This window comes from Streptomyces sp. NPDC057010 (genome assembly GCF_042673805.1).
Lineage (GTDB): Bacteria > Actinomycetota > Actinomycetes > Streptomycetales > Streptomycetaceae > Streptomyces.
In genome coordinates, this window is record NZ_JBHUSC010000004.1 from 171663 (window position 1) to 197554 (window position 25892).

29 protein-coding genes are annotated in these 25892 nt (G+C 70.4%); 13 read left to right on the forward strand and 16 right to left on the reverse strand.

All coding sequences use genetic code 11. The features are described 5' to 3' along the window. Positions 1–83 precede the first annotated feature (83 nt). Positions 84–1496, reverse strand: coding sequence for an aminopeptidase P family protein (locus ACFTXQ_RS06685; RefSeq protein WP_382636511.1), 1413 nt, complete (start codon positions 1494–1496; stop codon positions 84–86). A 155-nt stretch (positions 1497–1651) separates the two neighbouring features. Here ACFTXQ_RS06685 and ACFTXQ_RS06690 point away from each other — a divergent pair, with 155 nt between their 5' ends. Both ACFTXQ_RS06690 and ACFTXQ_RS06695 read left to right on the forward strand, forming a co-directional pair. Continuing rightward, complete coding sequence (locus tag ACFTXQ_RS06690) at positions 1652–2635, forward strand: LuxR family transcriptional regulator (RefSeq protein WP_382636513.1); 984 nt, start codon at positions 1652–1654, stop codon at positions 2633–2635. Between the two features lie 198 nt (positions 2636–2833). After that, a complete protein-coding gene (locus tag ACFTXQ_RS06695) occupies positions 2834–4561 on the forward strand; it encodes a right-handed parallel beta-helix repeat-containing protein (protein WP_382636515.1) in 1728 nt (575 codons plus the stop codon). A 47-nt stretch (positions 4562–4608) separates the two neighbouring features. Here ACFTXQ_RS06695 and ACFTXQ_RS06700 read toward each other — a convergent pair whose 3' ends face one another. The 3 genes from ACFTXQ_RS06700 to ACFTXQ_RS06710 form a co-directional block, all read right to left on the reverse strand. Beyond that, positions 4609–5835, reverse strand: a complete 1227-nt coding sequence (locus tag ACFTXQ_RS06700) for a cytochrome P450 (RefSeq protein ID WP_382636517.1) — start codon at positions 5833–5835, stop codon at positions 4609–4611. A gap of 114 nt (positions 5836–5949) precedes the next feature. Further along, positions 5950–7269: a carotenoid oxygenase family protein gene (locus ACFTXQ_RS06705; RefSeq protein WP_382636518.1), complete on the reverse strand. Its 1320-nt coding sequence runs from the start codon at positions 7267–7269 to the stop codon at positions 5950–5952. Then, positions 7266–7820, reverse strand: a complete 555-nt coding sequence (locus ACFTXQ_RS06710; protein ID WP_382636520.1) for a hypothetical protein — start codon at positions 7818–7820, stop codon at positions 7266–7268. Before ACFTXQ_RS06710 ends, ACFTXQ_RS06705 begins: the two co-directional genes overlap by 4 nt. A gap of 103 nt (positions 7821–7923) precedes the next feature. Between ACFTXQ_RS06710 and ACFTXQ_RS06715 the strand changes: the two genes are divergently transcribed. Then, a complete protein-coding gene (locus tag ACFTXQ_RS06715) occupies positions 7924–8436 on the forward strand; it encodes a PadR family transcriptional regulator (RefSeq protein WP_382636522.1) in 513 nt (170 codons plus the stop codon). Positions 8437–8774: 338 nt separating this feature from the next. Here the strand turns inward: ACFTXQ_RS06715 and ACFTXQ_RS06720 are convergent, their stop codons facing one another. Together ACFTXQ_RS06720 and ACFTXQ_RS06725 are read right to left on the reverse strand one after the other, a co-directional pair. Beyond that, entirely contained in the window at positions 8775–9776 is a 1002-nt protein-coding gene (locus ACFTXQ_RS06720) for a PHP domain-containing protein (RefSeq protein ID WP_382636524.1), read from the reverse strand. A 429-nt stretch (positions 9777–10205) separates the two neighbouring features. Further along, entirely contained in the window at positions 10206–10619 is a 414-nt protein-coding gene (locus tag ACFTXQ_RS06725) for a CBS domain-containing protein (RefSeq protein ID WP_382636525.1), read from the reverse strand. Positions 10620–10729: 110 nt separating this feature from the next. On the opposite strand from ACFTXQ_RS06725, the gene ACFTXQ_RS06730 reads away from it, so the two are divergent. After that, on the forward strand, positions 10730–11620 hold the full coding sequence (locus ACFTXQ_RS06730) for an SMI1/KNR4 family protein (protein WP_382636527.1): 891 nt from the start codon (positions 10730–10732) through the stop codon (positions 11618–11620). A 247-nt stretch (positions 11621–11867) separates the two neighbouring features. Here the strand turns inward: ACFTXQ_RS06730 and ACFTXQ_RS06735 are convergent, their stop codons facing one another. The 4 genes from ACFTXQ_RS06735 to ACFTXQ_RS06750 form a co-directional block, all read right to left on the reverse strand. Next, a complete protein-coding gene (locus ACFTXQ_RS06735) occupies positions 11868–12224 on the reverse strand; it encodes a hypothetical protein (protein ID WP_382636529.1) in 357 nt (118 codons plus the stop codon). Positions 12225–12442: 218 nt separating this feature from the next. Then, positions 12443–12784: an STAS domain-containing protein gene (locus ACFTXQ_RS06740; RefSeq protein ID WP_382636530.1), complete on the reverse strand. Its 342-nt coding sequence runs from the start codon at positions 12782–12784 to the stop codon at positions 12443–12445. Between the two features lie 79 nt (positions 12785–12863). Further along, on the reverse strand, positions 12864–13382 hold the full coding sequence (locus tag ACFTXQ_RS06745) for a hypothetical protein (protein ID WP_382636531.1): 519 nt from the start codon (positions 13380–13382) through the stop codon (positions 12864–12866). Between the two features lie 255 nt (positions 13383–13637). Further along, positions 13638–14606: an NADP-dependent oxidoreductase gene (locus tag ACFTXQ_RS06750; RefSeq protein ID WP_382636533.1), complete on the reverse strand. Its 969-nt coding sequence runs from the start codon at positions 14604–14606 to the stop codon at positions 13638–13640. 108 nt (positions 14607–14714) lie between these two features. Between ACFTXQ_RS06750 and ACFTXQ_RS06755 the strand changes: the two genes are divergently transcribed. Beyond that, the gene (locus ACFTXQ_RS06755; protein WP_382636535.1) at positions 14715–15305 is read left to right on the forward strand and encodes a TetR/AcrR family transcriptional regulator; all 591 of its coding nucleotides are present in this window, start codon (positions 14715–14717) and stop codon (positions 15303–15305) included. Between the two features lie 81 nt (positions 15306–15386). Here the strand turns inward: ACFTXQ_RS06755 and ACFTXQ_RS06760 are convergent, their stop codons facing one another. Continuing rightward, positions 15387–15947 (reverse strand): hemerythrin domain-containing protein, encoded by a 561-nt coding sequence (locus ACFTXQ_RS06760; RefSeq protein WP_382636537.1) that lies wholly within the window; start codon positions 15945–15947, stop codon positions 15387–15389. A 460-nt stretch (positions 15948–16407) separates the two neighbouring features. Between ACFTXQ_RS06760 and ACFTXQ_RS06765 the strand changes: the two genes are divergently transcribed. Genes ACFTXQ_RS06765 through ACFTXQ_RS06775 form a run of 3 tightly spaced genes read left to right on the forward strand, consistent with a single transcriptional unit; the run spans position 16408 to position 17545 of the window. Further along, the gene (locus ACFTXQ_RS06765) at positions 16408–16638 is read left to right on the forward strand and encodes a DUF6480 family protein (protein ID WP_382636539.1); all 231 of its coding nucleotides are present in this window, start codon (positions 16408–16410) and stop codon (positions 16636–16638) included. A gap of 26 nt (positions 16639–16664) precedes the next feature. After that, the gene (locus ACFTXQ_RS06770) at positions 16665–17039 is read left to right on the forward strand and encodes a profilin family protein (RefSeq protein ID WP_382636541.1); all 375 of its coding nucleotides are present in this window, start codon (positions 16665–16667) and stop codon (positions 17037–17039) included. Positions 17040–17059: 20 nt separating this feature from the next. Continuing rightward, on the forward strand, positions 17060–17545 hold the full coding sequence (locus ACFTXQ_RS06775) for a DUF488 domain-containing protein (RefSeq protein ID WP_382636542.1): 486 nt from the start codon (positions 17060–17062) through the stop codon (positions 17543–17545). 73 nt (positions 17546–17618) lie between these two features. Here the strand turns inward: ACFTXQ_RS06775 and ACFTXQ_RS06780 are convergent, their stop codons facing one another. From ACFTXQ_RS06780 to ACFTXQ_RS06790, 3 genes are all read right to left on the reverse strand, one after another. Next, a complete protein-coding gene (locus tag ACFTXQ_RS06780; RefSeq protein ID WP_382636544.1) occupies positions 17619–17945 on the reverse strand; it encodes a plasmid stabilization protein in 327 nt (108 codons plus the stop codon). A 99-nt stretch (positions 17946–18044) separates the two neighbouring features. After that, complete coding sequence (locus ACFTXQ_RS06785; RefSeq protein ID WP_382636545.1) at positions 18045–19241, reverse strand: amidohydrolase; 1197 nt, start codon at positions 19239–19241, stop codon at positions 18045–18047. Between the two features lie 104 nt (positions 19242–19345). Then, positions 19346–20236 carry an SDR family oxidoreductase gene (locus ACFTXQ_RS06790; RefSeq protein ID WP_382636547.1) on the reverse strand — a complete coding sequence of 297 codons (891 nt, stop codon included), beginning with the start codon at positions 20234–20236 and terminating at the stop codon, positions 19346–19348. A 329-nt stretch (positions 20237–20565) separates the two neighbouring features. On the opposite strand from ACFTXQ_RS06790, the gene ACFTXQ_RS06795 reads away from it, so the two are divergent. Beyond that, the gene (locus tag ACFTXQ_RS06795; protein WP_382636549.1) at positions 20566–21852 is read left to right on the forward strand and encodes a peptide ligase PGM1-related protein; all 1287 of its coding nucleotides are present in this window, start codon (positions 20566–20568) and stop codon (positions 21850–21852) included. 86 nt (positions 21853–21938) lie between these two features. Here the strand turns inward: ACFTXQ_RS06795 and ACFTXQ_RS06800 are convergent, their stop codons facing one another. Together ACFTXQ_RS06800 and ACFTXQ_RS06805 are read right to left on the reverse strand one after the other, a co-directional pair. Then, a complete protein-coding gene (locus tag ACFTXQ_RS06800) occupies positions 21939–22217 on the reverse strand; it encodes a GlsB/YeaQ/YmgE family stress response membrane protein (RefSeq protein ID WP_382636551.1) in 279 nt (92 codons plus the stop codon). A gap of 132 nt (positions 22218–22349) precedes the next feature. After that, positions 22350–22892, reverse strand: coding sequence for a nucleoside-triphosphatase (locus ACFTXQ_RS06805; RefSeq protein ID WP_382636552.1), 543 nt, complete (start codon positions 22890–22892; stop codon positions 22350–22352). Between the two features lie 110 nt (positions 22893–23002). Here ACFTXQ_RS06805 and ACFTXQ_RS06810 point away from each other — a divergent pair, with 110 nt between their 5' ends. The 4 genes from ACFTXQ_RS06810 to ACFTXQ_RS06825 all read left to right on the forward strand — a co-directional run bounded on the left by ACFTXQ_RS06810 (position 23003) and on the right by ACFTXQ_RS06825 (position 25662). After that, entirely contained in the window at positions 23003–23455 is a 453-nt protein-coding gene (locus ACFTXQ_RS06810; RefSeq protein WP_382636554.1) for a YbhB/YbcL family Raf kinase inhibitor-like protein, read from the forward strand. Between the two features lie 115 nt (positions 23456–23570). After that, the gene (locus ACFTXQ_RS06815; protein ID WP_382636556.1) at positions 23571–23711 is read left to right on the forward strand and encodes a hypothetical protein; all 141 of its coding nucleotides are present in this window, start codon (positions 23571–23573) and stop codon (positions 23709–23711) included. A gap of 197 nt (positions 23712–23908) precedes the next feature. Beyond that, the gene (locus ACFTXQ_RS06820) at positions 23909–24136 is read left to right on the forward strand and encodes a hypothetical protein (protein ID WP_382636558.1); all 228 of its coding nucleotides are present in this window, start codon (positions 23909–23911) and stop codon (positions 24134–24136) included. 692 nt (positions 24137–24828) lie between these two features. Then, positions 24829–25662: a PIG-L family deacetylase gene (locus ACFTXQ_RS06825; protein WP_382636560.1), complete on the forward strand. Its 834-nt coding sequence runs from the start codon at positions 24829–24831 to the stop codon at positions 25660–25662. Positions 25663–25892 lie beyond the last annotated feature (230 nt).

Consider the following 25892-nt stretch of genomic DNA (forward strand, 5'->3'; position numbering starts at 1 on the left):
GGTCGGAGAGCATCGTCGACGAGTTCGACTGCCCCGGCAAGGGCATGGAGCAATTTCCGCTACCGGGGCTTCCGGGATACCGGTCAGCCCGCGACGCGGGCCATCCACGCCTCGACCTCGTCCGACGAGCGCGGCAGACCCGCCGACAGGTTCTCGTGGCCGTCGGCCGTCACCAGCAGGTCGTCCTCGATCCGGACCCCGATGCCGCGCCACTCCTCGGGCACCGTGAGGTCGTCCGGCTGGAAGTACAGGCCGGGCTCCACCGTGAGCACCATGCCCGGCTCCAGCACGCCGTCGACGTACTCCTCGGTGCGGGCCTGGGCGCAGTCGTGGACGTCCAGGCCCAGCATGTGCCCGGTGCCGGCCATGGTGAAGCGGCGCTGCAGACCGAGTTCGTACGCGCGGTCCGCCGGGCCCTCGATGAAGCCCCACTCGACCAGCTTCTCCGCCAGGTACCGCTGCGCCGCCACGTGGAAGTCGCGGTAGGCGGCCCCCGGCTTCACGGCGGCCATGCCCGCCTCCTGGGCCTCGTACACCGCGTCGTACACCGTGCGCTGCACGGGCGTGAACGTGCCGCTGATCGGCAGGGTGCGGGTGACGTCGGCGGTGTAGAGGGTGTGCGTCTCCACACCGGCGTCGAGCAGGAGCAGCTCGCCGGGGCGGACCGGCCCGTCGTTTTCGGTCCAGTGCATGATCGTGGCGTGGTCGCCCGCGGCGCAGATCGAGCCGTAGCCGACCGAGTTGCCCTCCAGCCGTGCGCGGCGGAAGAAGGTGCCCTCGATCCACCGCTCGGAGGATGCGACCGCCCGCGAGAGCTCGCCCGTGCAGTCGGTGAAACCGCGAACGGTGGAGTCCACCGCCTTGCGCAGCTCACCGATCTCCCAGTCGTCCTTGACCAGGCGGAGCTCGCTCAGGGCCTCCTCGAGTTCGGCGTCGCGCTCCGCGTCGGTGGTGACGGCGGCCTCCAGCGCCGGGTCGACGCCGCGCACGATGCGGGTGGGCGCGTCAGGGGCGGCGGACAGGTCGCTCGCCGCGGTGCGGACGTCGCGGCAGGACAGCCCGAGCAGGTGCTCGGACTCGGCGAGGGAGGGGCGCCGGCCCATCCACAGCTCGGCGGTGTAGCCGAGCCAGAACTCGTCCGTGTCCCGGCCGTCCCGCGGCAGCAGGTAGCAGTACGCGTCGTGGCCGCCGTCCGGGCGGGGTTCGAGGACGAGCGCACCGTCGCGGGCCTGGTCCCCGGTCATGTGGACGTAGCCGGAGTACGGGCGGAACGGGTAGGTGTCGTCGTTCGAGCGGGCCTTGAGGTTGCCGGAGGGGATCACCAGCCGCTCGCCGGGGAAGCGCGCGGAGAGCGCGGCGCGGCGGCGGGCCGCGTACGGAGCCTGTTCGTCGAGCGGGAGGTCGCGCCGTTCGGTGTCCGCCCAGCCCGTCTTCATCAGAGCGGACAGTTCCTCGGAGATCCCCGAGTAGAGGCCGTTCTTCCGACCCTTCGCCACGTCGTGCACCTTCTTCCGGATGGGTGTGGGTTCGACTGCCGCGCGAGGCTCGGCGACTCCCGGACGGTACTGCGGCACGGCGCGCCGAGGAGGGCCGGCGGTGCCGGTGGCACTGATCGGCCACTCCTGCCCGGCGGGCGTCGATAATGCGGTACATGGCGAACACGAAGCTGGGCGAGGCCCTGCGTCTGCTGGGGGTCGATCCGGTGGCGGCCCGCGTGTACCTGGCACTCCTGGAACTGGCCCCCGCTCCGCTCGGCGCGATCGGGGCGGCGGCCGGACTGGACGGCGCCGGGCTCGCCGCGGCGTACGGCGAGTTGGTCGACGCCGGGCTGGCGAGCGCCGCCGGGGAGGGCGCGGACGTCGTGGCGCCGGTGCCGCCCGCCGCGGGCCTGGAGATCCTCGCCCGGCACCGGGCGGCGGAGCTGGAGGAGTCGCGCATCACCGTGGGCGGTGCGTTCGAGTCGTTCCGGCGCCAGCGGCTCGCGGCGTACAACGACAACCTCGTCGAGGTGGTGACCGGCGACGCCATCGGCCCGCGGATGCGCCACGCGTGGGCCAGCGCCCGCGAGCAGATCCGGCAGCTGGACTCGCCGCCGTACTTCCCGCTGACGGGCGCCACCGACGACGCACTGGCGACGCTCGCCCGCGGCGTGACGCAGCGCGTCGTCTACTCGAAGGCGTCGCTGGAGGTGCCCGGGCAGCTGGAGACGGCCATCGAACCGTGCATCGAGGCGGGCGAGCAGGCCAAGGTGGCGCCGGCGGTGCCGGTCAAGCTGGTGATCATCGACGAGGCGTACGCGCTGGTGTCCCTGTCGATCAGGGAGGCGGACGTGCACAACACGATGCTGGTGGTCCAGCCGTGCGGTCTGCTCTCCGCACTGGTCGCCCTGTTCGAGCAGACCTGGCAGGCGGCCCTGCCCCTGCACGGCCGCTCCACCCGCCCGGCCGGCCTGCCGCCGGCCGACCGTCGACTGCTGCGCCTGCTCGCCGGAGGCGCGAGCGACGAGGTCATCGCCCGCGAACTGGGCGTCAGCCGCCGTACGTTCTTCCGCCGTCTCCAGATCCTGATGGCCCGCCTGGGCGCCGAGAACCGCTTCCAGATGGGCCTCCAGGCGCAGCGCCACGGCTGGCTGTGAACGGGGGCGACGGTCATCTCATCGCTTTAATCGACCCTTTGGGTGCGGCGGGCTGCGGGGGAATACCACCGTACTGGTAGATCCTCCTCCCATCCCAGCGGGGCAGCTTGCCCCGGGGGCTTTCGTGATCACACAGTGCGGTCCGGGCGGCGAGACCGAACCCGCGCCGTTCTGCCGCGATGATCAACAGGTGAGGTAATGCGAAAGCTCTACGCCTTTTTGCCGGTGGTGGCGGTGGCGGCCACGGCATTCCCGGCCACACCCAGTTATGCCGCCTCCACGCTCGTCGTCTCCGCCACCGGAGTCACGGCGCACTGCCCGAACGCCACGTTCACGACGATCGGGGCCGCCATCACAGCGGCGGCGGCAGGTGACACCATCCACGTGTGCCCCGGCACCTACAACGAGATCGTCGAGGTCACCAAGGCGAATCTCACCCTGGAGGGCGAGACCACCCTTCCGGCGGACTGTGACCAGTTCGCGGCGCCCGACCCGACGGTCGATTCCATCATCGAGGCCACGCACAACGTCGGTGAGGGGATCGTGAACCTCCGCGAGGACGGCATCACGGTCCGGGGCTTCACGGTCCAGAACAACCAGGGCTCCCTCGCCTTCGGCGGCTACGGCATCAACACGGCCGTCACGCACTCCGGCTACCTGGTCACCAACAACGTGATCCAGGGCAACCCGGCGGGGATGTACTACAACTCGAGCGGCACGACGCAGTCCCGGGTCACGCGCAACTGCATCCGCCTGAACAACACCGGATTCCAGCAACAGCCGGCCGCCGGAAACGGCATCTACTCCGACCAGGGCCTGGACAACGCGCTGATCGACAACAACGCGTTCTTCCAGAACAAGAACGGAGCCATCACCCTCGACAAGTACCAGAACACCGTGCGGGTCGACATCAACCACAACGTCTCGCACCAGGACGCCTCGCTCCTGAACATCTTCCGCTCGGACGACAGCGTGGTGGCCGACAACCAGGCCGTGGACAACACCGGAGCCGGCATCTTCATCGGCGACGACAACCACGGGCTCCAGGTCCTGCGGAACGACATCCGGGGCAGCCGCGACGGAATCCGCTCACAGACCTTCTCGCCCGCGGGGAGCGATCAGGTACTGATCGACCAGAACACCATCCGGAACGTCACGCGCGACGGTATTTCCGCCGGTCCGAATTCGCTGACGCGCTCCACCGTCTCGGACAACAGCGTGACCGGCAGCGGGCGCGACGGCGCCCTCATCGAGGACAACGGCGGCAACGGCGACAACGTCGTCACCCGCAACGTGCTGCGGAACAGCGGCCAGTACGACTGCGAAGACCTCACCACGGGTACCGGCACGGCCGGGACGGCGAACACCTGGACGGACAACCAGGCCGCGACGAGCAACCCGGCAGCCCTGTGCCCCGCACGACCCTCCCTGACCGTCAGGAAGACGCACAAGGGCGACTTCACCGGGGGCAGCAAGGGCACGTACACGATCACGGTCCGCAACACCGGGCCGGGCGCCACGGACGGCAGCACGGTCACCGTCCGTGACGTCCTCCCGCAGGGGCTGACCGCCGTGAGCCTGTCCGGCACCGGATGGACCTGCTCCGTGGCCACGCTGACCTGCACGCGCAGCGACGTTCTGGCCGCCGGGGCCAGCTACCCGGTGATCACGCTCACCGTCAACGTGCCGTGCTTGCGCAAGACGGAGGAGGGGATCGACACGGTGACGGTCACCGGCGGCGGCGACAGCGCGACGCACACCGCCACGGACCCCACCACGATCAAGGGCGGCAAGCACTGCGAAGAGCAGAAGCCCCACAAGCCCCACAAGCCTCACAAGCCGGGCAAGCACCACAAGCCCGGTAAGCACCACAAGCCGCACAAGCCGCACAAGCCAGGCCATCACCGGCCGGCAGCCGCCCACTGAGGCCCGGGCCTGCGGCGGCACCCCGCGCCGCAGGCCCTGCCGACGGCTCACCAGGTCACGTACAGGGTCTCGGGGGAGCGGTGGATGAGGGTCGGGCGCATCGACGCCGCCGGCCGCCGTCCGTCCAGCCGGAGACCGGGCAGGGTGCGGGAGAACAGCTCGAGCGTCAGGTGGAGTTGCGCACGCGCCAGGCGGGAGCCCGGGCAGTTGTGCGGCCCGTGCCCGAAGCCGAGGTGGCGCCGGTCCTCGGGGCGCCGGATGTCGAACCGGTCGGCATCCGCGTGCCGGCGCTCGTCCCGATTGGCCGAGGCGTAGGCCACGAGAACGGTCGCTCCTGCGGGAAGCCGCGTACCGCCCAGGGTCACCGGCCGCGTGGTCACCCGCCGAAAGCCCTGGATCGCCGGATCGAAGCGGGTGGACTCCTCCACGGCAGCCCCGATCAGCGCCGGATCGGAACACAGCAGGGACCACTGCTCCCGGTCCGCGAGCAGATGCATCACGGCGGTGGAGATCAGCGCGCTCGTCGTCAGGAAGCCGGCGATCAGCAGGTTCTGCAGGTTGGCCACCAGCTCGTGGCGCTGTTCGAGGCTCAACTCGCCGTCCCCGGGAGCGAGGGCCGCCACGAGGTCCGAACACAGGTCTTCGCGGGGGCGGGCCCGGCGGTCGCGGACGTAGCCGTCCAACAGGTGCTGGAGCGCCACGACATCCTCGGCGGCGGCCACTTGCCCCGCCGGGGACAGGGGCCGGAACAACAGCTCCTCGGCCCGGTAGCCGCCGTGCACGGCCGCGGGGACATCGGCGGGATCCAGCCCGATGAGCCGCCCGATGACCAGCCCGGGCAGCCGCCGGGCGTACGCTTCCACCAGCTCGGCGGAGCCGTCGGCGGCGAAGGCCTCCACCAGCTCGCGCGCCTGCTCGCGGGCGTACGGCAGTACTGCCTCGACGCGGCCGGAGGACAGTCCGCGGTTCAGCGGCATCCGGTAGCGGCGGTGGGGCGCGCCGTCCGAGGACACCACGGTCGGCCGCGGCCCGAACCCGCGGGGAAGGACGCCGAGCGCGCCCTCCGATAAGGGGATGTCCGGCAGCAGCGCGTTGGCGGAGGAGAAGTCCTCGGCGCGCCGCAGTACTTCCCGTACGTCGGCGTCCCGCGCGACCAGCCAGGCCTCGACCTCCGGCACCCAGGTCAGCCCGCCGGCCCGGCGGGCGATGGCGTAGCGCGGATAGGGATCGCGGTAGAACGCGTCCCGCGCTGCCTGCTGGTCCCCTGCTGACACACGGCCTCCCTCTCGGGGTCGGCGCCACCGTACGCGGGTGGCGCCCGGCGGACTTTCCGGTGCGACGGGCATCCTGCCCGACACCGGCTCCCGGCCGAAAGGGCGGGCGGCTCCCTACGGCAGGTCCGGCAGCCAGTTGCCGTGGAATCCCTGCGGGACCCGGGCCGGCAGGTGGATCGTGGCGACCGGCTCGGCCGCGAGGTCGGCGGCGTCGAGGACGACCAGGTCACTGCGCCCGGTGCCGGCGTCGTGGACGTACGTCATGAGCCAGCCGGACGGGCCGGATGGGCCGTCGTCAGCCGGGGCGAAGGCGGCCTCACCCGGCGTGCGCGCCGGCCCGAAGTCGTGGGCGGTGGAGGACCCGGTGCCCAGGTCGTACCGCACCAGCGAGTTCCCACAGGTCACGTACCCGTGCGTGGCGTGCAGGCCGGCCAGCCGGTCGTCGACCCGGGGGAACTCACCGGGCCGGTCGTCGCACTGTTCCTCCCGGACCGTCCCGGTGGCGGGGTCGACCGTCCACTTCCACAGCACGGCCTTCCGGTCCTGGTCGACCGTCCCGTCCGCGGCGCGCCGCCCCAGCTCGGGGTAGCGCATGACGTGCACGACGATCGTCCCGTCCGGCGCGTCGTACGCGTTGAGCACGTGGAACACGTAGCAGGGGTCGACGCCGAACCAGCGCACCCTGCCGTACGGGTCGTCACGGCGCAGCACGCCCAGCCGGGCCCCGTACCCGTCGTCCCAGCGGTACGGCATCGTGCCGGTGCCGACGAGGCCGAAGTCGAAGACGACCGGCAGGTCCAGGAAGACGACGTGCCCGGCGGTGAGGGCGAAGTCGTGCATCATCGTCGCCCCGGGCACCTCCACCGGCCGGCTGACCGTCAGCTCCCCGGAGGCGTCGGCCCGGTGGTAGGTGAGGTACGGCGCCTCGGCGATCCCGTAGCCGAAGAAGTGCAGCTCTCCGGTGACCGGGCAGGTCTTGGGGTGTGCGGTCATCGCGGTCGTCAGCCGGCCGCCGAAGTCGTACGGGCCGACGGTGTCCAGTGCGGGGGTGAGCTCGTAGGGCAGGGCCGTCTCGACGAGGGCGAGGGTGCGGCCGGCGTGGCGGACGACGTGGGTGTTGGCCGGTCCGGCGGTGAGGTCGCGCCGGCCCTGCTCGTCGTACATCCGGGCCCCGTCGGTCAGCTTGCTCGTACGCACCCAGCGGTTGCGGTACGCGACGGCCCGGCCGCCCTCCAGCCGTACGCCGTGGACCATGCCGTCGCCGAAGAACCAGTGGCCGGAGGCGGCGTCGGCCGGGTTCGGGCCGTTGCGCAGGTACCAGCCGGTGAGCCCGTCGGGGATCCGCCCGGTGACGGGCAGGTCGTGTGCGGTCACCTCTTCCATCACCGGGGCGTAGTTGCCGGAGAGGTGGCGGGGAGTGGGGGAGGGGTTCATCGGACACCGGCCTTGGTCTGGAGGGAGGCGACGTAGCGGGAGGTGAACAGCATGGGGAGGACGAAACCGGCGACCTGAACGAGCGTCGCGGTCGTCGAGTGACCCTGGCCCGCGTGGGCGAGGAGTGCGAGCGCGCCGGCGGTCAGGGCGAAGGCCACGGTCCAGCCGGCGGTGATGACGGTGTTGGCCCGCACGAAGGGGCGCAGCCCCCAGACCTCGCGGGGCGTGGTGCGCTTGGCGATGCCGAGGGTGAAGGGCTTGCGGATGAGCAGCGAGACCCCGGCGATCAGGGCCAGGGTGGCCGAGGACAGGGCCGCCGAGTAGCCGTGCACGGCCGACTGCGGGTCGGCGAAGGCGATGGCCGCCAGGGCCGCGAAGAACACCGCCGAGCCGATCTCGATGATCAGCGCGTCGAAGCCGGCCCCTTCGCGGCGCTGCTGGACGGCCACCGCGACCGCGGCGACCAGCGCGGCGAGCGCGCCCCACTGCCACTGGGCGGAGGGGATCACCGCGAAGACGATCCATGGGAGGAAGGTGCGTACGTACGACATCGAAGGCCCCCGGCTGCTCGTTGCTCTGACATTCCTGTTCTGACATGTCGAAAGTAGACCGTCCAGAACTGACATGTCAAGGGAGGAAGGTAGAGTGGGGATCATGAGCCTTCGACACGCCCTCCTCGGACTCCTCGCCGAGCGCCCGGCCAGCGGCTACGACCTGCTGAAGCGCTTCGAGACCTCGCTGGCCAACGTCTGGCCCGCCACGCAGAGCCAGATGTACGGCGAGCTGACCAAACTCGCCGCCGCCGGGCTGATCAGCGTCTCGGCGGAGGGTCCGCGCGGCCGCAAGGAGTACACCGTCACCGACGAGGGGCTGACGGAGCTGCGCCACTGGCTGACGGAGCCCAAGCCTCAGCGCAACCCCCGCAGCGACACCCTGCTGAGGGTCTTCTTCCTCGGGGTGCTCACCCCGGAGCAGGCGCGCGGCTACCTGACCGAGCTGATGGAAACGTCCGAGCGGGAGTACGAGGAGCTGCGCCGGCTGGAGCAGTCCATCGACTGGGGCGACGACCAGCTGTCGGTGTACGGCCGGATCGTCCTGGAGTACGGGCTCCGCTTCAACGCGATGAGCCGCGAGTGGGCCGACTGGGCGGCGACCCAGCTCCGCTGACGGGCTCGCGCACGGTTGACGGTGGCACGTCGCGCCCCGTCGGGCTCCCTGCCTGACGGGCCAGTGCCCGCCGCGTGCTGCTCCTCCGCAGGGGCGGCGGCGTCTGCTGCGGCCGGCACCCGCCGCGACGGGCGCTCCTGGCCAGCCGGTCCGGGGTCGGGGCGGCGGCTACCTGGTTCAGGGGCCGGCCGGTACGGACCGAGCGCGCCAGCCGGGGGTTTGACGTACCGGTGGAGGAGGTGTGCTCGTCGGCGTGCTTGACCAGCAGCCAGTAGCCGCCGTGCAGCCTGTGGCCGTCGAGCCGGACCGAGCGAAGCGGTTCCGAACCGGGTAGGCCGTTACTGCCGGCCGCTTCTGCTGGTCAGCAACCGTGCCAGGGGCCAGCTCGTGATCAGCCGGTCCGCTCCCAGGCCGATCCGTGCCGCGCGCGCGTAGCCCGTGCTCTGCCAGTGCAGCTGTTCGGGGGCGTGGGCGTCTGTGTCCACGGCGAACCGGCAGCCCGCGGCGGCGGCCTGCACGAGCAGGTCGTCCGGCGGGTCGCGCCGTTCGGGCCGGCAGTTGATCTCCACCGCCGTGCCGGACTCCGCGCACGCGCCGAACACGGCCTCGGCGTCGAAGCGTGACTGCGGGCGACCCCGACCGGTGATGATCCGTCCCGTGCAGTGCCCCAGCACGTCGACGTGCGGGTTGCGCACCGCAGCCAGCAGGCGGGCGGTCATCGGTCCGGGATCCGAGCGGAGCTTGGAGTGCACGGACGCCACGACGACGTCGAGCCGGCCCAGCAGGCCCTCGTCCTGATCGAGTGAGCCGTCGTCGAGGATGTCGCACTCGATGCCGGTCAGCAGCCGGAACCCTGGACCCATCTCGGAGTTCACGGCGGCCACGGCTTCCAGTTGGCTTTCGAGCCGCTCGGCGCTCAGTCCGTGGGCGATCGTCAGCCGTGGCGAGTGATCGGTCAGCACGGCCCACTGGTGCCCCAGGGCGCGGGCCGCACCGGCCATCTCCTCGAGCGGGCTGCCACCGTCCGACCAGTCGGAGTGGAGGTGGCAGTCCCCGGTGCTCGCAGCCGCGAGGTCCCAGCCCGCTCGGGCGCCCGGCTCGGCTTCGGCCTGCAGCCGGGCGAGGTACCTCGGCATCGCGCCGGTGGAAGCCTGGGAGATCACCTCGGCGGTGACCGGGCCCACCCCGCGCAGGCGTCCCACCTGCGCGGCGTCCACCGGCCCGGGCGGCAGGCCGCGGACGGCGTCGGCCGCCGTGTGGAAGGCCCGCACCCGGTACGGGGACGCCCCACGCCATTCGAGGAGGAAGGCGATCCGGCGCAGAGCTTCGTCGGGGGTCATGGCCCGTGCAGGGGGCCGTGGCCCCGGCAGGTGACTTCGCCGTGGCCGGGGCGGGGGTACGTCGCCTCGGTCGAGAGCCCCACAGGATCGATGAGGAGGGCTTGCTTACGGGCCGTCATCGCAGGCTCCTTCCGGCACGGTGCTCAGGGGCGGGGTCTCAGCGGGGGCGGTCGGCGGATCCGGGCTCCGTTTTCCGGCGTTGAGCGCCGGTAGCTGCGCAGGTCCGCCCGCACGGGCTGCACGCTCGCGCGCTCGGTTCTGGCTCATGTACCGCGCCTACCCGCCCTGGGCAGACCATGCCGGGCATGCGCTCCCGTCGGCCGGTGACAGCCTTCGACCGGAGGGCGGCGCGGACACCTCGACAGGCGTCAGGACGCCGAGAAACGGGCCCACCCCCGGGAGCCGGTGGGCCGTTTCTCGCCCCAAGGGTCAGGAGGAAAGGGCCTGGAGAAGGTCCCCGACCTGCGGGTCAGGCAGCGAGCGCGCCACGTCCGCCTGGGCGACGATTCCGACGAGGGTATGGCCGTCAATGACCGGCAGGCGGCGAACCTTGTGTTCGCTCATGGTGCGCAGGATCTCCTCCGCGTCGTCGTCGGCGCCGATGGTGACGGCTTCTCCTTGGGCCAGATCGCCAGCCTTTGTCTGTCCGGCGTCCTTTCCGGCGCCCAGGACCTTCACCACGATGTCCCGGTCGGTGAGCATGCCCTTGAGCCTGTTGTCCTCACCGCAAATCGGCAGCGCCCCCACCCCCAGCGCGGTCATCTTCTTCGCTGCTTCCAGCACCGTCTCCTGAGCGCCGACACAGGTCGCGTCCGGAGTCATGATCTCGCGTGCAGTCGTCATGATGCTCCTCTCTCACGTTGCCGCAGTTGACTGTTCCCCTTGCGCCTGCCCCACCTGACCTCCGGTACGCAAAGGGGCTCAGACTGCGGGGAGATGACTACGCTGCCTCCATGGCTGATACGAACACCGCCGCGACCGACTGCGACAGGCTGGTTCGGCTCGTGCCACCGCCGGCCGGACCCGTGGACGCCCAGGGGGACTGGGCCGCCGTGGAGGCAGCGATCGGTACCCCGCTGCCCGACGACTACAAGCGACTCGTCGAAACCTACGGCTGGGGAGAGTTCTGCGACTTCCTCTACCTCCAGACGCCGTTCGGTACGAGCAAGCACAACGGCATCGCGTGGCAGAGCGCCCGCCCCACGGAATCTGCCGAACGGGACCGTGAGCGCTACCCGTACCCTCTGCACCCGGCTCCCGGCGCGCTGTTGATCTGGGGCACCACCATGAACGCCGACCGGCTGTGCTGGCTCACCGACAGGACACCAGAGCACTGGCCCGTCGTGGTGTGGAGCAGCGAGGGCTGGTACGAGACGCACGCCATGGGCGCGGCCGAGTTCATCGAGAGCTGGGCCTGCGGACAGGCAGGCTCCGAACTGCTCACAGACATGGAGCCGGACCTGGCACCGTGGTTTAACACCTTCCGTTCCCGCACCCACCGGTGCCTGCTCCTGTCCGAAGGCCCCTTCCGTCATCCCGAGCGCCTGGAGCTCCTGCGCGAGGCACTGGCTCCCACCACCGACCGCGGCTCGTGGCGCTCTACGCACGACGACATGGGACAGGACCACTTCGCGACCGTCGATGCCGACTGGCTGCTCACCTACGACGCCTCCCGCCCCCACCAAATCCGCATCGACTTCCCACCCGAAGACAGCGGGCAGGTCCAGCAGCGGCTCTTTGCCGCCGTTCACCGCATGGGATGCGAGGTTCTAGGGATCACGACCGCTGCCGGAACGTCACTACCAACCTGGGACACGGCCACGGACGAGGACGACGAGGAGTAGCAAGAGAGCTCCCACCGTGAACACGCAACGTCAAGGGATCGGCTGGCCGCGGCCCGCTCGCCGGCGCTGCGCCGCAGCGCTCGGCCGGTCGCCTCTCGGCTGGCACAACGGTGACCGTCCTCCGCCTCGTCGAGCGGGAGGGTTGCCTGCGCCAGTTGTGGACGCCACGAACGCAAGGCCGAACACTTCCCTGCTTTGGTCGGCATAGCCGCATCCTTCATCGGCTATCGCCGATGGGCGGCCCTGCTCAAGGCCTGAGCCGGTCCTGCTGCACGTCGAAACAGACCAGCCCCATGGATTCCGCCACGGCTGCCGCGTAGGCCGACGCCTCTTCGGCCATGCTCCACCGCATCGGGAAGTAGATCAACGGACCACTGGCCTCGCCGATCAACGGGCCGGTCGACCAGGGTGAAGTGTCCTCCTCGTCCTCGGTGAGGTCGCACCACCGCTCAAGAAGCGCCGCGACGTAGGCCGCTATGCGTTCGGATGGAGGCTCCTCGACCTCGCTGTTGACATAGCGGTCGTACAGGTCTCTGAAGGCCCGGCCAGCGGTCTTGTCATCCGCCGGCCTCTCGCCTTCCCACACAGCCAAGTCGTAGCTCATGCCCGGAGGCTCCCACACAGCACTGACACTCGTCTGCGCCCGTCAACGGCACGGACTTAAACCAAATGAAACAACGTCTAGGCGTCAGTTGGATCAGGTGAGGGCTTCCATGCCGGTCTGACCGTGGCCACCGCCGATGTCGAACGACGGACCGACGCGCGGTGCGCCGCAGTGCTCGGCCGGGGTGGCTTCTTGAGCCCTGCCCCATGTCGCCGGCGTCAGGTGTCGGTGATGGGGAAGAGGGTGTCGGTGCCGGTCATGGCCAGCAGGCGCAGGAACTGCGGCCGTGGGGCGCGCAGGCTGATGTGTTTGCCGTGTTCCTGCGCGGTGTGGCGGGCCTGGATGAGGGCGTTGAGGCCGGCGGAGTCGCAGAAGGACAATTCGGCCAGGTCGACGACGATCTCGCCGGGGCCGCCGGGCTGGGTGATCGCCGTGTGCAGGGCGTCGCGCAACATGGGGGCCCGCTCGATGTCCATCTCACCGCCGACGAACACGACGAGCCGCCCGTCGCCGCTGTCGTTCACCCACACGCCGGAGCTGCCGTCTTCTTGATCTCCCATGGCGCTCACTATGCGGCAGGCCGGGTTCCGGCGTCAGCCGGGCGGTGCTCTTCGCCGCTACTTCCTCCGGTCGGCGGTATTACGACGGTGTGGCTCCCTGGACGTTCAGTCGTTGGAGGAGCTGGGAGCGGTGCAGCCCGGCTATGTCTTCGAGGAGGTCGGGGTGGCGCAGCAGGGCGGCGGCTTCGCTGTCGCGTGCGCCGGGGCTCGTCAGGCGTTGCAGGCTGCCGGTTTCGGCGTGGTGCTCGGTCGCGGCCATGGCCTGCCGGGCGCGTGTGGCGAGGGCGGGCTCGGCCAGGAGGCAGGCTGCCCAGCTGACGACGGTTTCGTCGACCCAGGTACGCCAGGCGGTGTCGGGGTCGTCGGGGTGGGGCTCGCTTCCGGTGAGCCAGTCCAGCCGGTGGGACCCGCTGGGGGCGAGCAGGTGGAGCAGCTCCACGTCCATGCTGGTGGGGTAGCACAGGGATGCCGCGAGCACGGTGGCCTGCCGGGCCTGGGCCTCGGCCAGCGCGCGGCTCAGCGCGCCCGACGGGGGAGGGTAGGCGGCCAGGAGCCAGCGGGTGCAGGCGGCTGTGAGCGCAGTCAGGTCGGCGGGCATGGGCGATCGGCCTTCGCGTGGCGGGGCTCACCCAGGGTCGGTCGCCGGGGCGGGCTGTGGTGTACGGAGCCGCGCTGCCCCGCTCGTGACCGACCAGTGTAGGTGGCCGCCCCGCCCCGCGAAGTGACCCGCGTCACACCCCCGCGGGGCGCCTGTGGACCGACCGCCGGCAGCGGCCGGCCCCACGCGCCGGGGATACGGGGTTGCCGGGGTGTCGACGGTCCCGTAATTCCCCAGGGCACACGTCACGTAACCCTAGTCCGCGATCTTCAGGACGATCTTGCCCTGGAGGTGTCCCTGCTCGGCGCGGGTGTGGGCAGCGGCCGCGTTGCTCAGGGGGAAGACACTGTCGATGCCGACGCGCACCTGGCCGGCGTCGATGAGAGCGGCCAGCTCGGCGAGATCCGAACCACTCGAACGTACCTGCCATGTCGCGACGGTGATCCCAAGTTCGATCGCGCGCTCGGGGCGGTAGTCCCCCAGGAAGACGGGTGCGATCCGGCCGCCGCGTCGTACGGCGGGCAGCAGGCGGTGTGCGTCGGGGCCGCCGACCGTGTCGATCAGCAGGTCGACATCGTGGACGGCCTCCTCGGCGGGCGTCCGGGTGTAGTCGACGAACCGGTCCACACCCAGGCCCAGCAGAAACTCCTCGTGTCGCCCGGAGGCGACACCGATGACCTCCTTCGCACCGGCCACCCGGGCGAGTTGCGCGGCGAAGTGGCCGACTCCGCCCGCCGCTCCGTTGACCAGGACGGTGGAGCCGGCGGCACCACGCAGGTGGGTGAAGAGGTACTGGTAGGCGGTGAGCCCGGCCATCGGCACGGCGGCGGCCTCTACATGCCCGAAGGCCGATGGCTTGCGGGCCAGGTGGGCGGCGGGTGAGACCGCGTACTCGGCGTACCCGGAGGCACGGCCGGGGAAGTTGACCAGGCCGAAGACCTCGTCGCCGGGCCGCCACTCGGTGACACCCGGGCCGAGGGCCGTGACCACGCCAGAAATGTCGCTGCCCAGGATGAGCGGCGGCGTCCAGTTCGGCCGGAACTCGGCCGGGATGTTCTCGAAGCCTCGCCGCGCGTACCAGTCCGGCGGGTTGACGCCCGCCGCGTGGACCCGCACGAGCACCTCACCCGGGCCGGGCCGGGGCCGGGCCACCTCCTCATAGACCAGTTGCTCCGGCTCGCCGAACGCGTGCAGGCGGACAGCTCGCATCGTTGCCGTGCCCATGACTACCTCCCCGAAGTCCCAGTACTGAGCACCCCGGATAGGATGCGGAGCACTGCTCCGGAACAGATAACCGGAGCAGTGCTCCGGTTGTCAACGGCAGGGATCCTCATGTCCATCGAATCGAGCCCGGGAAACGCGCGCGCACCGCGCACCGACGCGCAGCGCAACCGCGACCGCATCCTGGAAGTGGCCGCAGAGGCAGTCGCAGCACAGGGCACCCTGGCCTCCCTGCGGGACATCGCCCGGCGCGCCGGGATCGGCCTCGGCACGCTCTACCGGCACTTCCCCAAGCGGGACGCCCTGCTGGAGGCCCTACTGCACCAGCGCTTCATCCAGCTCGCCGAACGAGCGGACGCACTCGCCGCCACCGCGCCGCCCGAGCAGGCACTGGGCGAGTGGCTCTACGAGTTCACCCTCGGCGCCGGTGCCTACCAGGGCCTGCCGGCAACCCTGATGGCCACGCTGAACGACCCACAATCACCACTGCACGACAGCTGCCTGGCGATGCGCCAGGCCGGTGGCCGACTGCTCGATGCGGCCCAGCGAACAGGGAGCATCCGGCCGGACGTGGCGCCCATCGACCTGTTCGCACTGGCCAACGCCCTCAGCTGGATCGCCGACCAGGCCCCGACGCTTGCCGAGCGCCGGGAACATCTCTTCCGTCTGGTGATGGATGGACTGAGCCCGCGGCCGACTTGAGCCTGCCCCACAGCCCGTGGCTCCTGGCGCTACACGAGCCCCCTTCCGTGCGTGGGGAATTACATGACCGCTGACAGGGGGTCAGGACTTTCCGCGGCCGGTCACGAAGTCACGGGCTCGGTCGACCAGACCGACCCCTGGGGCGAGGAGCTTGTTCGCCGGTGGGGTGGACGGCGCGGAGGGGTGCGGGCGGGTGGGGGCCATGGCCTTCGCCCGCCGCACCTTGTCCCCGAGCTCAGCCAGCGCCTCGGCGGAACAGGTGCGCTGCAGCATCGGGAAGAGGCTGTTCTCCTCGTCCTGGACGTGCGCTGCGACCTCGTCCATGAGCTCCCGCAGCAGTGGGCTCATCTGCGCGTCGTCGGCGTTCGTCTTTTCCAGCTGCTTGAGGATCTTCTCGACGCGGCTGTGGTCGGCGATCTCCTTGTCGGCCAGCCGGTCACCGCCTTCGATGTGCTCGCGGACCGCCGGATACAGGTATTCCTCCTCGGCAACCGAGTGCCGCACCAGCTCGATGGTGACCTCGTCGACCAGGTCACGCAGTTCCTGCCCCCGGCCGCTCATGGCCCGGATCCGGGCGAAGATCTCCTCGACCTCCCGGTGGTCCGCCATCAGTTCCTCGAGCACATTCCCGCCGTGTCCCACTATTCGTCCGCCTCTCACTCGTTGCTGCCGGGACCGGATGCATCCCGCTCGGCACTCAGTGATCCCCCGCCGGCAGCGCACGAGCACCTGATGTGTGCAGCCCCACCCGATCGAAGACCGCTGCCGGTCCGAATGGCGCCTTCGTTCGTGCCGGCCCAGGCCTGATGGCCTGATACGTAAAGAAACGTTGCGCATCATTTGAGTAATCGACTGGGGCGGTGAACGATCTCGTCCCCTCAGCACGCGGGAGAACGGCGGCGCGCATTCCCTTTGCCTCGGGCCGGGCGGATTACTTCCTCGTCCCGGTGAGTCCGGGGGCAGGTCCTGGGTAGGGGCCTGCCGATGGGCTTAAAGGACGAAGCCAGAGAGCCCCCGCCGCACCAGGATCCGGGCCGGTGTCGTTCGGACCGCCGTCCTGTCGCGCGGAAGGCCTGGCCGTCGAGCCAGAGGACTGAGAACCATGACCACATCCAACCCGGACCCGGATCCGCGCAACACACCCGGACTCGATGTCGGCGGAGGAGTCCCGCCCGGTGAGACCCCACCGGCCGAGGCGAGCACCGCTTCCGGCGCGGGCCCGTACCGGCCCCTGAAGCGGGGCTGGGCGAAGAGCCCGCTCGTCATCATCGTTGTGCTGGCGGTGTTGTGTGCACTGTTCTTCCTCGTCTACGCCATCGTGCTCAACACCTGACCGCCCGCCCGGTGGAGGTGATTGACGTGGATGAGGCGGCGGACCTCAAGCAGATGCTCACAGCCGTGGGGCTGGCTGACATCGAGGTCCTGCGCATGGACGGATCCCTGCGTGCCGCGACGGGCCGACCGTTGACGACGGTGGCGGAGGGCCGACGTTTGGTGAGCCAGTTCCAGGCGCCCACGGACACGATCGCCGAGGGCATCACCGTCGGCGGGCTCACCTACGTGGCAGCGGAAGCCGACCGACGACTCCTGCACGGCAGGCGTGGCGGGCACGGCGGTGTAGTGGCCGTGAACAGCCCGCCCTACATCGTCGTGGCACGCTATGACGAGGGTCATCGACCAGCGGACGCCGTCCTCTCGGTAGCGAACCTCGCCGACCTCCTCGCAGGCGGCTGAAGGCACCGAGGGGTGCTGCGATGAAGCGCATCGCGACGATCGGCGTCTACGGCTTCACGGCCGGCGCCTTCCTCGAGAAGCTCGCCGACGGGCGGGTGGGTCTGCTGCTCGACCTCCGCCAGCTCCGCGGTGTTCGGGGCTCCGACTACTCCTGGGCGAACTCGGCGCGACTCCAGCGCTCGCTCGCCGCCGCGGGCGTAGGCTACCGGCACGTGAAGGGGCTGGCGCCGACAACGGAACTGCGGCACCTCCAGTACCGCGAGGATGACCGCCAGGGCGTGGGCAAACGCAACCGCATCACGCTGGCGGCCGAGTACGCCGAGCGCTACACCCGCGAGATCCTCGACCCGTTCGACCTCGGCGCGCTCGTGGCCGACCTTCCGAGCCGCTCGGTGACCGCCCTCTTCTGCGTCGAGCGGGATCCGGAGGCATGTCACCGCTCACTCGTCGCCGAACGCCTCCGGACCGAGCACGGCATGCCGGTCACGAACATTCGCCCGGGCTGAATCCGTGCCCCGCTCCGGCGCTCGCGGGTCCAGGAGGGACCGGCCCCGCCGAAGCGGTACGTACCTCGCGCGGTCAGTGGCCGAGGGCGTTCTTGAGCTGCTGCTTGGTCATCGTGGAGCGGCCCTCGATGTTGCGCTTCTTCGCCTCCTGGTACAGGTCGTCCTTGGTGCGTTCCGAGGAGCCGCCGCCACGGGACTTCTCGCCGCCGCGCTGAGAGGCGGACTTGCCCTGGGTGGAACTGCGGCTCGCCGTCTTGCTCTCGCCCGAACGTGCGCGTTCCTTGTTCACCGTGCGGGAGGCCATCTCCTTTGCCCGGCCTTCCGACATGCCGCGCTTCTCACCCGACTCCTTGATGTGCTCGTACTGACGCTCGCGTTTGGGGCTGGATCCTCGGGGCATGACGTAAACCCTTCATCGACGGGGTGTTCCTGGTCATGGTGCGGGTACCCCGATCACGCCGCATCTCACGCAATTCGGACCGGCCGCGCTGGTGCGGAATCACAGGCCGGCCGCCGCCTTCTCCCGCTGGCGGGCCCACGCCCTGGCGGCGACTTCGGGGTCGGTGAGGACGTCGGCCGCCGTGCAGGCCAGGGCTTCGGCTGCCGCCAGCATCACCCCGCGCCCCCGCTCCGAGGCGGCGGCCCGCGCGAAGGCGGCGGTGTGGTCGGAGTCCTCGTCGCCCAGGATTGCGACGAACGGATGGATGGCGGGGACCCGGCTGCTGACGTCGCCGATGTCGGACGACCCCAGGAACACCCCGGCGACGGGCTGCGTGAGTCGGATGCCCGAGTGGGCGATGTGGAGACTGAACCGGTCCGAGAGGACGTCGTTGTCCCGGAAGTGGGCGTAACCCCTGCCCATCCTCGTCACCTCCACCTTGGTGCCGGTCGCGGCCGACACGCCTTCGGCCCAGCCGCGTACGTCGGCGACCAGCGCATCCAGCGCGGTGCTCGTGGCCGCGCGCAGCCCGAACAGCCCTTCGGCGAAGGCCGGCACGATGTTGGTCGCGCTGCCACCCTCGGTCACGATTCCCTGGACGTGCGAGCCGTACGGCAACCGCCTGCTCATCACGGCCGCAGTGTTGAACAGCTGGATGAGGGCGGCCAGGGCATCGATCCCGCGGGTGGGATCGCCCGTCGGATGCGCTGCCCGGCCGTGAAACCCCACACGGACCTGGGTCTGCGCGGTCAGCGGCGCCCATGACCAGTCGTGCACGCCGGGATGGAACATCAACGCGGCGTCCACACTGTCGAACACGCCGGCTTCGGCCAGGGTGACCTTGCCCCCGCCCCGCTCCTCCGCCGGTGTCCCCACGGTGAGCACCGTGCCGTCGAACTCCTCCCCCAGAACGCTGCGCAGCGCCAGTGCGGCCCCCAGTCCGGCCGCGGCGATCAGGTTGTGTCCGCATGCGTGTCCCAGGTCCGGCAGCGCGTCGTACTCCAGCAGCAGCGCCGCGCATCGCCCCCGTCCCCTTCCCGCACGGGCCACGAAAGCCGTGTCGAGTCCGGCGACCCCCGGCTCGACGGCGAACCCCGCCCGCCGGAGTTCGCCGGTGAGCAGCCGGGCTGCACGGTGCTCCTCGTAGGCGAGCTCGGGATCCGCGTGCAGGGCGCGGCTGACCGCCCACAGATCGTCCGCCCGGCGGCGGCACTCGCGTCGCAGTCGCGCGTACAGGTCATCGGCTGGATCGCCCACGTCGCCTCCTCGCGGCCTCGTGCCCGCTTCTGTCCAGAGGGCGGCCGATTACGCGCGCGGGCACCGAGCCGTCGAAGGACCGGCCCGCCCGGTCCTGCCCGGGGTCAGGGCAGAGGTGTGCCGCCGGTGGCGTTGACGATCTCCCCGGTGATGTAGCTCGCCTGGGGCGAGGCCAGGAACACGTAGGCGGGTGCCATCTCGGCGGGCTGGGCGGGTCGGCCGAGGGGTGACTGTTCGCCGAACTTCGTCGCGTCGGGCATGGTCGCGGGGATCAGCGGGGTCCACACCGGCCCGGGTGCGACTCCGTTGACGCGGATGCCGCGCTCGGCGAGCATCTGCGCCAGCCCGTGGGTGAAGGAGATGATCGCCGACTTCGTCATCGCGTAGTCGAGCAGGTGCGGGCTCGGCTGGTAGCCCTGCACGGAGGTGGTGTTGATGATCGTCCCGCCGCGCGGCATGTGGGCCAGGGCCTTCCGGGAGAGCCAGAACATCCCGTACAGGTTGGTCTTCATCACGCGGTCGAACTGCTCCGTGGTGATCGCCTCGATGCCGTCGGGCTGGGACATCTGGTAGGCGGCGTTGTTCACGAGGAGGTCGACGCGCCCGAGTTCGTCCACGGCCCGGTCGATCAGGGCCACGCACTGCTCCTCGTCACGGATGTCACACGCGACCGGTACGGCCTTGCGGCCCGCGGCGCGGATCAGGCGCGCCGTCTCGGCTGCCTCGTCCGCCTCTTCGGGTAGGTGGGTGAAGACGACGTCCGCCCCTTCGCGGGCGAACGCCAGGCAGACGGCCCTGCCGATTCCCGAATCGCCACCGGTGACGACCGCCACCCGGTCGAGCAGGACGTCGTGACCTTGGTAGGAGTCCTCGCCGTGGTCCGGTCGTGGCCGCATCTGCTCCGTGGAGCCGGGATGGTCCTGGTCCTGGTCGGGAAAGGGCGGGCTGGGGTGGAGTGTCACCGGGTCGGGGGCCCGGGGCGCTTCCTGGGGCATGGGATCTCCGTCGTCGCCCTTCTCGGGCGGATCAGGGTCGTGGCGTCAAGGCCATGGTGCGCGTACCCGCATATGCCCGCATCTGCCCGCATCTCACGCCGACGGGCCGGGCGCGCGCCCGCGGGCGCGCGCCGAAGATAGTGTGAGAACGCGGCGGCCACCTTGCCGGACGGTTCGGCTGCCGGGACGGGGCGCAGCCCGGGCCGTGGGACGACGCCGCCTTCGAGTCCCGTACGTCCGGCTCGGCCGGATCCCGCGTGACGCGGACCCCCACGGCCGGCAGCTCCGCCGAAGGCGCCGACACGCCGGAAGAGGTGGGAGGACCAGCGGTGAGCGAACCAGACGCAGGTCCCTTGATGGTCTTCGCCAACTTCCTTTCGGACTTGGCAGTAGATCTTGAAGAGGCCCGGGTTCTGGCGCAGTGGGCACAGCAGGCGCCACGAAAGGCATGGCTGTTGCGGGACGGCGACGTACTGGTGACTCCCGGCCGGCTGAGCGAAGAGTTCCGGCGCTACGTGAGCGAGTTGACGGGGGTGCCGAGCGAGCGGACAACGCTCATCGAGGTGCCGTCGTTCGACGCGGTCCCACTCGCGCAAGCGGTCCGCCGGGCCGGGCTCCTCGCGCGCGTACGGGCTCACGCGGCTCGACCGGGTATGGCCCTGCTGCCTACGGCCCAGGACGCGTCCGCCCTGGCGTTCGCCCGAGAACTCGGGCTGACCGTCCACCCCTACGCGACGGTTGACGACGCGATGGCCGCCCTGCCGACGACCATGCTCCTGAACACGAAGGCCGGCTTCCGCCAAGCCGCCGAGCGGGCGGGCATGCGTCTGCCGGCGGGGCGGGTGTGTCGTCGTCCGGAGGTGGAGGAGGTGGTGCGGCAGCTGCTCACGCAGCACGAGCGGGTGGTGGTCAAGCCCGACCGTTCCGCAGGGGGCCACGGTCTGCGCTTCCTTTCGCGACGCGACGTGCAGGGCGGCGGCGGCCTGGCCCTGGACACGGTCGGCGGCCCACAGGGGACGTGGGTGGTCGAGGAGTGCGTACCGGTGGCCGAATCGGTCAGCATTCAGATGGAGAACACCCATTCAGGAACGCGGGCCCTGTTCAGCGGTGCGATGCGAACGGAGCAGGGATCCTTCACGGGATACGTCTCGCCGCTACCACCGTCTTGCGCGGACGCGGCAGCCGAACTGGAGGAGTGGGGGAGGAGGCTCGGCCGCCACCTGGCCGGCCGCGGATATCTCGGCCCGTTCGGCCTGGACGCTCTCATCAGCGCGGACGGCGTAACGTACGCCAGTGAGAGCAACGTGCGCCGTACCGCCACCACCACACCGCACGCCATGGTCACCCGACTGACAGCGGCGGCCGGTCTTGCGCGGCCGGCCTGGGCGGTGTCGAAGAGGCGGACTCGACGCTCCGTCGGCTTCGAAGAAGCCCATGCCCAGTTGCGCGAACACCGTGTCGCCTTCGACCCGGAACGTGGCGAAGGAGTGGTCCTCTACGCGGACGCGCCGCCGGACGGACACTCCTGGCGCTACGCGGTGGTCGCCGCGCGCGAGAGCGGTGTGCGCGAACTTGAAGACGCTCTGGCGGAAGCCCTGGAGTTCGAGCAGGCCTGACGTGGCTCCAGCGAGCAAGACGGGCGCACTGCCTCGCCGGCGCCGGACATCCCCCTCCCTGCGGACCGTACGGATCGCAGCCGCGATCAGACATGCCGGTGGGAGCGTCCGCCGCCGATTGCCAGGCGGTAGAAGGAAAGGAGGATGACGGAGCCGACGATGGCGGCGATCCAGGTGGACAGGTCGAAGAAGCCGTCGATGGAGTCGACCCCCAAGATGACCTTGCCGAGCCATCCTCCGAGGAGACCGCCGGCTATGCCGATGAGCGTGGTGATGATGATGCCGCCCGGGTCCTTGCCCGGCATGATCGCTTTGGCGATGAGGCCGGCAAACAGACCGATGAGGATCCAAGCGATGATGCCCATGGGGTTTCTCCTGTTTCGTGAGATATAGCCAGTGTCAAGTCTCGTCTTCACGCGTTTCGCCCCCTCAAACGTGCGCAGCGCAGAGCGGCGGCTCGATCAGGGGCGCAGGCGGAAGGAATCTGCACCGGTTCCTCACCGGTCAGGTTTCCCTCGCCGCAGTCGGGCGGCGAGCTCCTCGGGCAGGGAGTCTCGGTTTGCCGGGGTGAGGTGGACGACCTCGATGTCGGCGCGCCGCTTGAGGGCGTCGGTGAACGTATCGCGTTGCGCGTGGACCGTGGCCACGACGTCGACGTCCGCGGAGAACAGGGTGATGACCGCGTCCCGGAACGCCCCGTACGCCAGTTCCATCCGCCCCAGCTCGTCGATGAGCACCAGCCGCCCCGTCACCTCGGTGCTTGTGGCCGGCCGGAGTGACGGCAGCGCCAGGCGTTCCATGACGCCCAGGTCGACCCCGTATTTCCCCACCCGCGGCGGACCGGGGAGGTCGACATGGGCGAGCACCTCCCGCCGGCCCGCCATGGTCTCCAGGGCAAAGCCGACGCGGTGGCCGGACTGCCGGATCTCCTCCGTGGTGAAGCCGGTGGCCACGCGGGCGGGCAGCAGCCCGGCCAGCCGGCGGAGAGCGGTCGTCTTGCCCGAGCCGGGGCGGCCTTCGAGCAGGATCCTTGTCGGCACACTGCCATCCTCACCCCCGCTCCCGGCGGCTGGCGGCGCGGGCTCGGCCGTACGGGGGGTTTGGCGTGCGGGCCGGTGCCGGCGCCCCCGTGCGCGGGTATGGCGCGCGCATGAGCGGAATCGAACTCAGCAGTACCGCGTTCGGCGACAACACGGTGATCCCCCGTCGGTACAGCGGGGAGGGGGAGAACATCTCACCGCCCCTGACCTGGTCGGGGGTGCCGGACGGGACGACAGAGCTGGTCCTCCTGTGCGAGGACCCGGACGCCCCGGGGCCGACCTTCCTGCACTGGCTGGTGACGGGCATCGACCCGGGGACGACCGGGGTGGCGGAGGACCAGAAGCCCCCGGGCGGCCTGCCGTGGCCCAACGGCTTCGGGCGCATGGGCTGGGGAGGGCCGATGCCTCCCCCGGGACATGGCCCGCACCGCTACTTCTTCCACCTGTACGCCCTGTCCGAGCCGCTGCCGCTGCACGACCGGCCGGGCGTCGAGGACGTCCACCGCGCCCTGAAGGGCAGGGAGCTGGCCTCCGGCACGTTGGTCGGGACGTACGAGCGCTAGGGTCTGTTGCGAAAGCCGATCTTGTTCGTTGATGATCGTCCGCTGGGGGGCGTGGGGATCTGACGAACGGCCAGTGGGCCCGGCTTGAGCCGCTGCTGCCGTGGGGGGGGGTGACGTGCCGGAACGTTATGGCCCGTGGGACCGGGTCTATGACGTGTTCCGGCGCCGGCAGCGGGACGGCACCTGGGTCCGGATCGTCGCCCGGCTCCAGGCCGAGGCAGACGCGAAGGGTCTGATCACCTGGGACGTGCGTTGACTCCACGGTCTGCCGATCTCACCAGCACGCCGCCGGGGCGGCGAAAAAAAGGGGGGATCTCCAGAAGGAACCACCCGGCGGCATCTTCCTCGAGCCGGCCGACCATGGGCTCGGCCGGTGTCCGCTACGAAGCGACCGTGCTGGTCGCAGTACTTAACGAGTGGCTGTGACGGGCACCCGGTTGCGACCATGGGGCGGTGAACTCAGTACTTCCCGCCGGATGGACGATCGAACGCTTGCGCGTTCTTTCCGGAGACCCGAGCGCCGCCCCGCTCTCCTTCGATCGGCGCGTAGTCCTCGAGGTTGCCGGTCAGGACGACTACGAGCTGCTCCAACCCGATGTGATTCTTGCGTTCCACGAACTGTGCCTCGTGAGAGACGACGACGAGTGGTTCTGGGTCAGCTTGACGCTGACGGCTCAGTGATCTGCTGGGCCTCCTACGGATCCGACCTGGCCGAGGCCATCCGCAGTCCCGGACGCGGCCGGGGCCTGATCCTATTTGCAGGGCCGCTGCGGAACGAAAGCCTGGATCGTGGAACCGGCAGCAAGGGGTTCAATGAGACGCGTCCATGACGGTGACGGAGTTCGGGGACCTTTGCCCCTCTCGTGCCGGGTCCGGCCGTCGAGTGCGTCGCGGATCTGACCGACCGTGCCCGCGGCGGCCCTACCGTTCTCCGACCTGGGCGTGTTCATGCCTCGCCGGTCACCGGGCGAGTTCAGGGCTCAACTCCGCTCCATGCCCGGCCAATCGACTCCGGCATCGTCGAGCTCCAGTGATCTGAGTGCGTTGCGCGCCCTCTCAGGGGTTAACCGATGTCCGGAGTCAGCAGCATCGCTGCTCGCTCGTACCTACGTAGCCCGTGATCGTCACGCAAAGCGGGGCAGGCAGCCCTTGTTGATGCGTCGAGGATCACAACGCGTACGTCCTGGAAGGCCGAGCAGCCATGCCGGGAACAGCCGGGCCGGCCGGCGCGGTTGCATGGACCGAGGGGCCGGAGCGACGGGCGAGGAGCACGGAGACCACCAGGTCCTCCGCCCCACTGCGATCCGGCCCCCGGATCGCGGTACGCCCGCCGTGCACTCGGACCACGACGCATTTCTTCAGGAGGACTCTTCATGACTGACCGGCCTTTGACACTCATGGCAGTGCACGCCCACCCCGACGACGAGGCCACCGGAACCGGAGGCATCCTCGCGCGGTACGCGGCGGAAGGCATCCGGACCGTTCTCGTGACGTGTACCGACGGTCGTTGCGGTGACGGCCCGGGGGGCGTCAAGCCGGGTGATCCCGGGCACGATCCGGCGGCCGTCGCCTTGATGCGACGTCAAGAACTCGAAGCGAGTTGTGACGTCCTGAAGATCAGCGATCTGGAAATGCTGGACTACGCCGACTCCGGGATGATGGGCTGGCCGAGCAATGACGCCCCCGGATCCTTCTGGCAGACCCCCGTGGAGGAGGGCGCCGCCCGACTTGCGGAACTCATGCGGCACTACCGCCCCGATGTGGTCGTCACCTACGACGAGAACGGCTTCTACGGCCACCCCGACCACATCCAGGCCCACCGCATCACGATGGCGGCGCTGGAGATGACCGAGCTGACACCGAAGGTGTACTGGACGACGATGCCCCGCTCGGGGATGCGGCGGTTCGGGGAGATCATGCGTGAGTTTCATGAGGACATGCCGGAGCCGGATCCCGCCGAAGCCGCTGCGATGGCCGAGATCGGCCTCCCCGACGACGAGATCACCACGTGGGTGGACACCACCGCGTTCAGCGGTCAGAAGTTCGACGCGTTGGCCGCCCACGCCAGCCAGGGCGAGAACATCTTCTTCCTCAGGATGGGCAAGGAGCGGTTCGGCGAGTTGATGGGCATGGAGACCTTCGTACGCGTCAAGGACGTCACCGACGCGGCCGTACCCGAGAACGACCTCTTCGCCGGCCTGCGCTGATCCGCCCGCCCGAGCAGGAAGCTCACCGGCCGCACGGCGCGATCGGGCGGCCCTGGGAGCCCGGCAGCCGTCGACTTCGCCCCGGAGTCCGCCCGACCGTGCGGGACCCGCTCATCAGCTCGGGCGACGAAGGCACGCCTGGAGCCGGCCCGCGTCGTGGCGGCCCCCATGCTGCGGCAGCCCCATCCGATCCCGCTGACCGGGTACGAAGGGCCAGCACCGGACGGCTA

Coding starts and splice junctions, on each gene's coding strand:
- ACFTXQ_RS06690 (WP_382636513.1), top strand. CDS start 1,652: ATGGCGAACACGAAGCTGGGCGAGGCCCTGCGTCTGCTGGGGGTCGAT.
- ACFTXQ_RS06695 (WP_382636515.1), top strand. CDS start 2,834: ATGCGAAAGCTCTACGCCTTTTTGCCGGTGGTGGCGGTGGCGGCCACG.
- ACFTXQ_RS06705 (WP_382636518.1), bottom strand. CDS start 7,269: ATGAACCCCTCCCCCACTCCCCGCCACCTCTCCGGCAACTACGCCCCG.
- ACFTXQ_RS06710 (WP_382636520.1), bottom strand. CDS start 7,820: ATGTCGTACGTACGCACCTTCCTCCCATGGATCGTCTTCGCGGTGATC.
- ACFTXQ_RS06715 (WP_382636522.1), top strand. CDS start 7,924: ATGAGCCTTCGACACGCCCTCCTCGGACTCCTCGCCGAGCGCCCGGCC.
- ACFTXQ_RS06720 (WP_382636524.1), bottom strand. CDS start 9,776: ATGACCCCCGACGAAGCTCTGCGCCGGATCGCCTTCCTCCTCGAATGG.
- ACFTXQ_RS06725 (WP_382636525.1), bottom strand. CDS start 10,619: ATGACGACTGCACGCGAGATCATGACTCCGGACGCGACCTGTGTCGGC.
- ACFTXQ_RS06730 (WP_382636527.1), top strand. CDS start 10,730: ATGGCTGATACGAACACCGCCGCGACCGACTGCGACAGGCTGGTTCGG.
- ACFTXQ_RS06735 (WP_382636529.1), bottom strand. CDS start 12,224: ATGAGCTACGACTTGGCTGTGTGGGAAGGCGAGAGGCCGGCGGATGAC.
- ACFTXQ_RS06740 (WP_382636530.1), bottom strand. CDS start 12,784: ATGGGAGATCAAGAAGACGGCAGCTCCGGCGTGTGGGTGAACGACAGC.
- ACFTXQ_RS06745 (WP_382636531.1), bottom strand. CDS start 13,382: ATGCCCGCCGACCTGACTGCGCTCACAGCCGCCTGCACCCGCTGGCTC.
- ACFTXQ_RS06750 (WP_382636533.1), bottom strand. CDS start 14,606: ATGGGCACGGCAACGATGCGAGCTGTCCGCCTGCACGCGTTCGGCGAG.
- ACFTXQ_RS06755 (WP_382636535.1), top strand. CDS start 14,715: ATGTCCATCGAATCGAGCCCGGGAAACGCGCGCGCACCGCGCACCGAC.
- ACFTXQ_RS06765 (WP_382636539.1), top strand. CDS start 16,408: ATGACCACATCCAACCCGGACCCGGATCCGCGCAACACACCCGGACTC.
- ACFTXQ_RS06775 (WP_382636542.1), top strand. CDS start 17,060: ATGAAGCGCATCGCGACGATCGGCGTCTACGGCTTCACGGCCGGCGCC.
- ACFTXQ_RS06780 (WP_382636544.1), bottom strand. CDS start 17,945: ATGCCCCGAGGATCCAGCCCCAAACGCGAGCGTCAGTACGAGCACATC.
- ACFTXQ_RS06790 (WP_382636547.1), bottom strand. CDS start 20,236: ATGCCCCAGGAAGCGCCCCGGGCCCCCGACCCGGTGACACTCCACCCC.
- ACFTXQ_RS06800 (WP_382636551.1), bottom strand. CDS start 22,217: ATGGGCATCATCGCTTGGATCCTCATCGGTCTGTTTGCCGGCCTCATC.
- ACFTXQ_RS06810 (WP_382636554.1), top strand. CDS start 23,003: ATGAGCGGAATCGAACTCAGCAGTACCGCGTTCGGCGACAACACGGTG.
- ACFTXQ_RS06825 (WP_382636560.1), top strand. CDS start 24,829: ATGACTGACCGGCCTTTGACACTCATGGCAGTGCACGCCCACCCCGAC.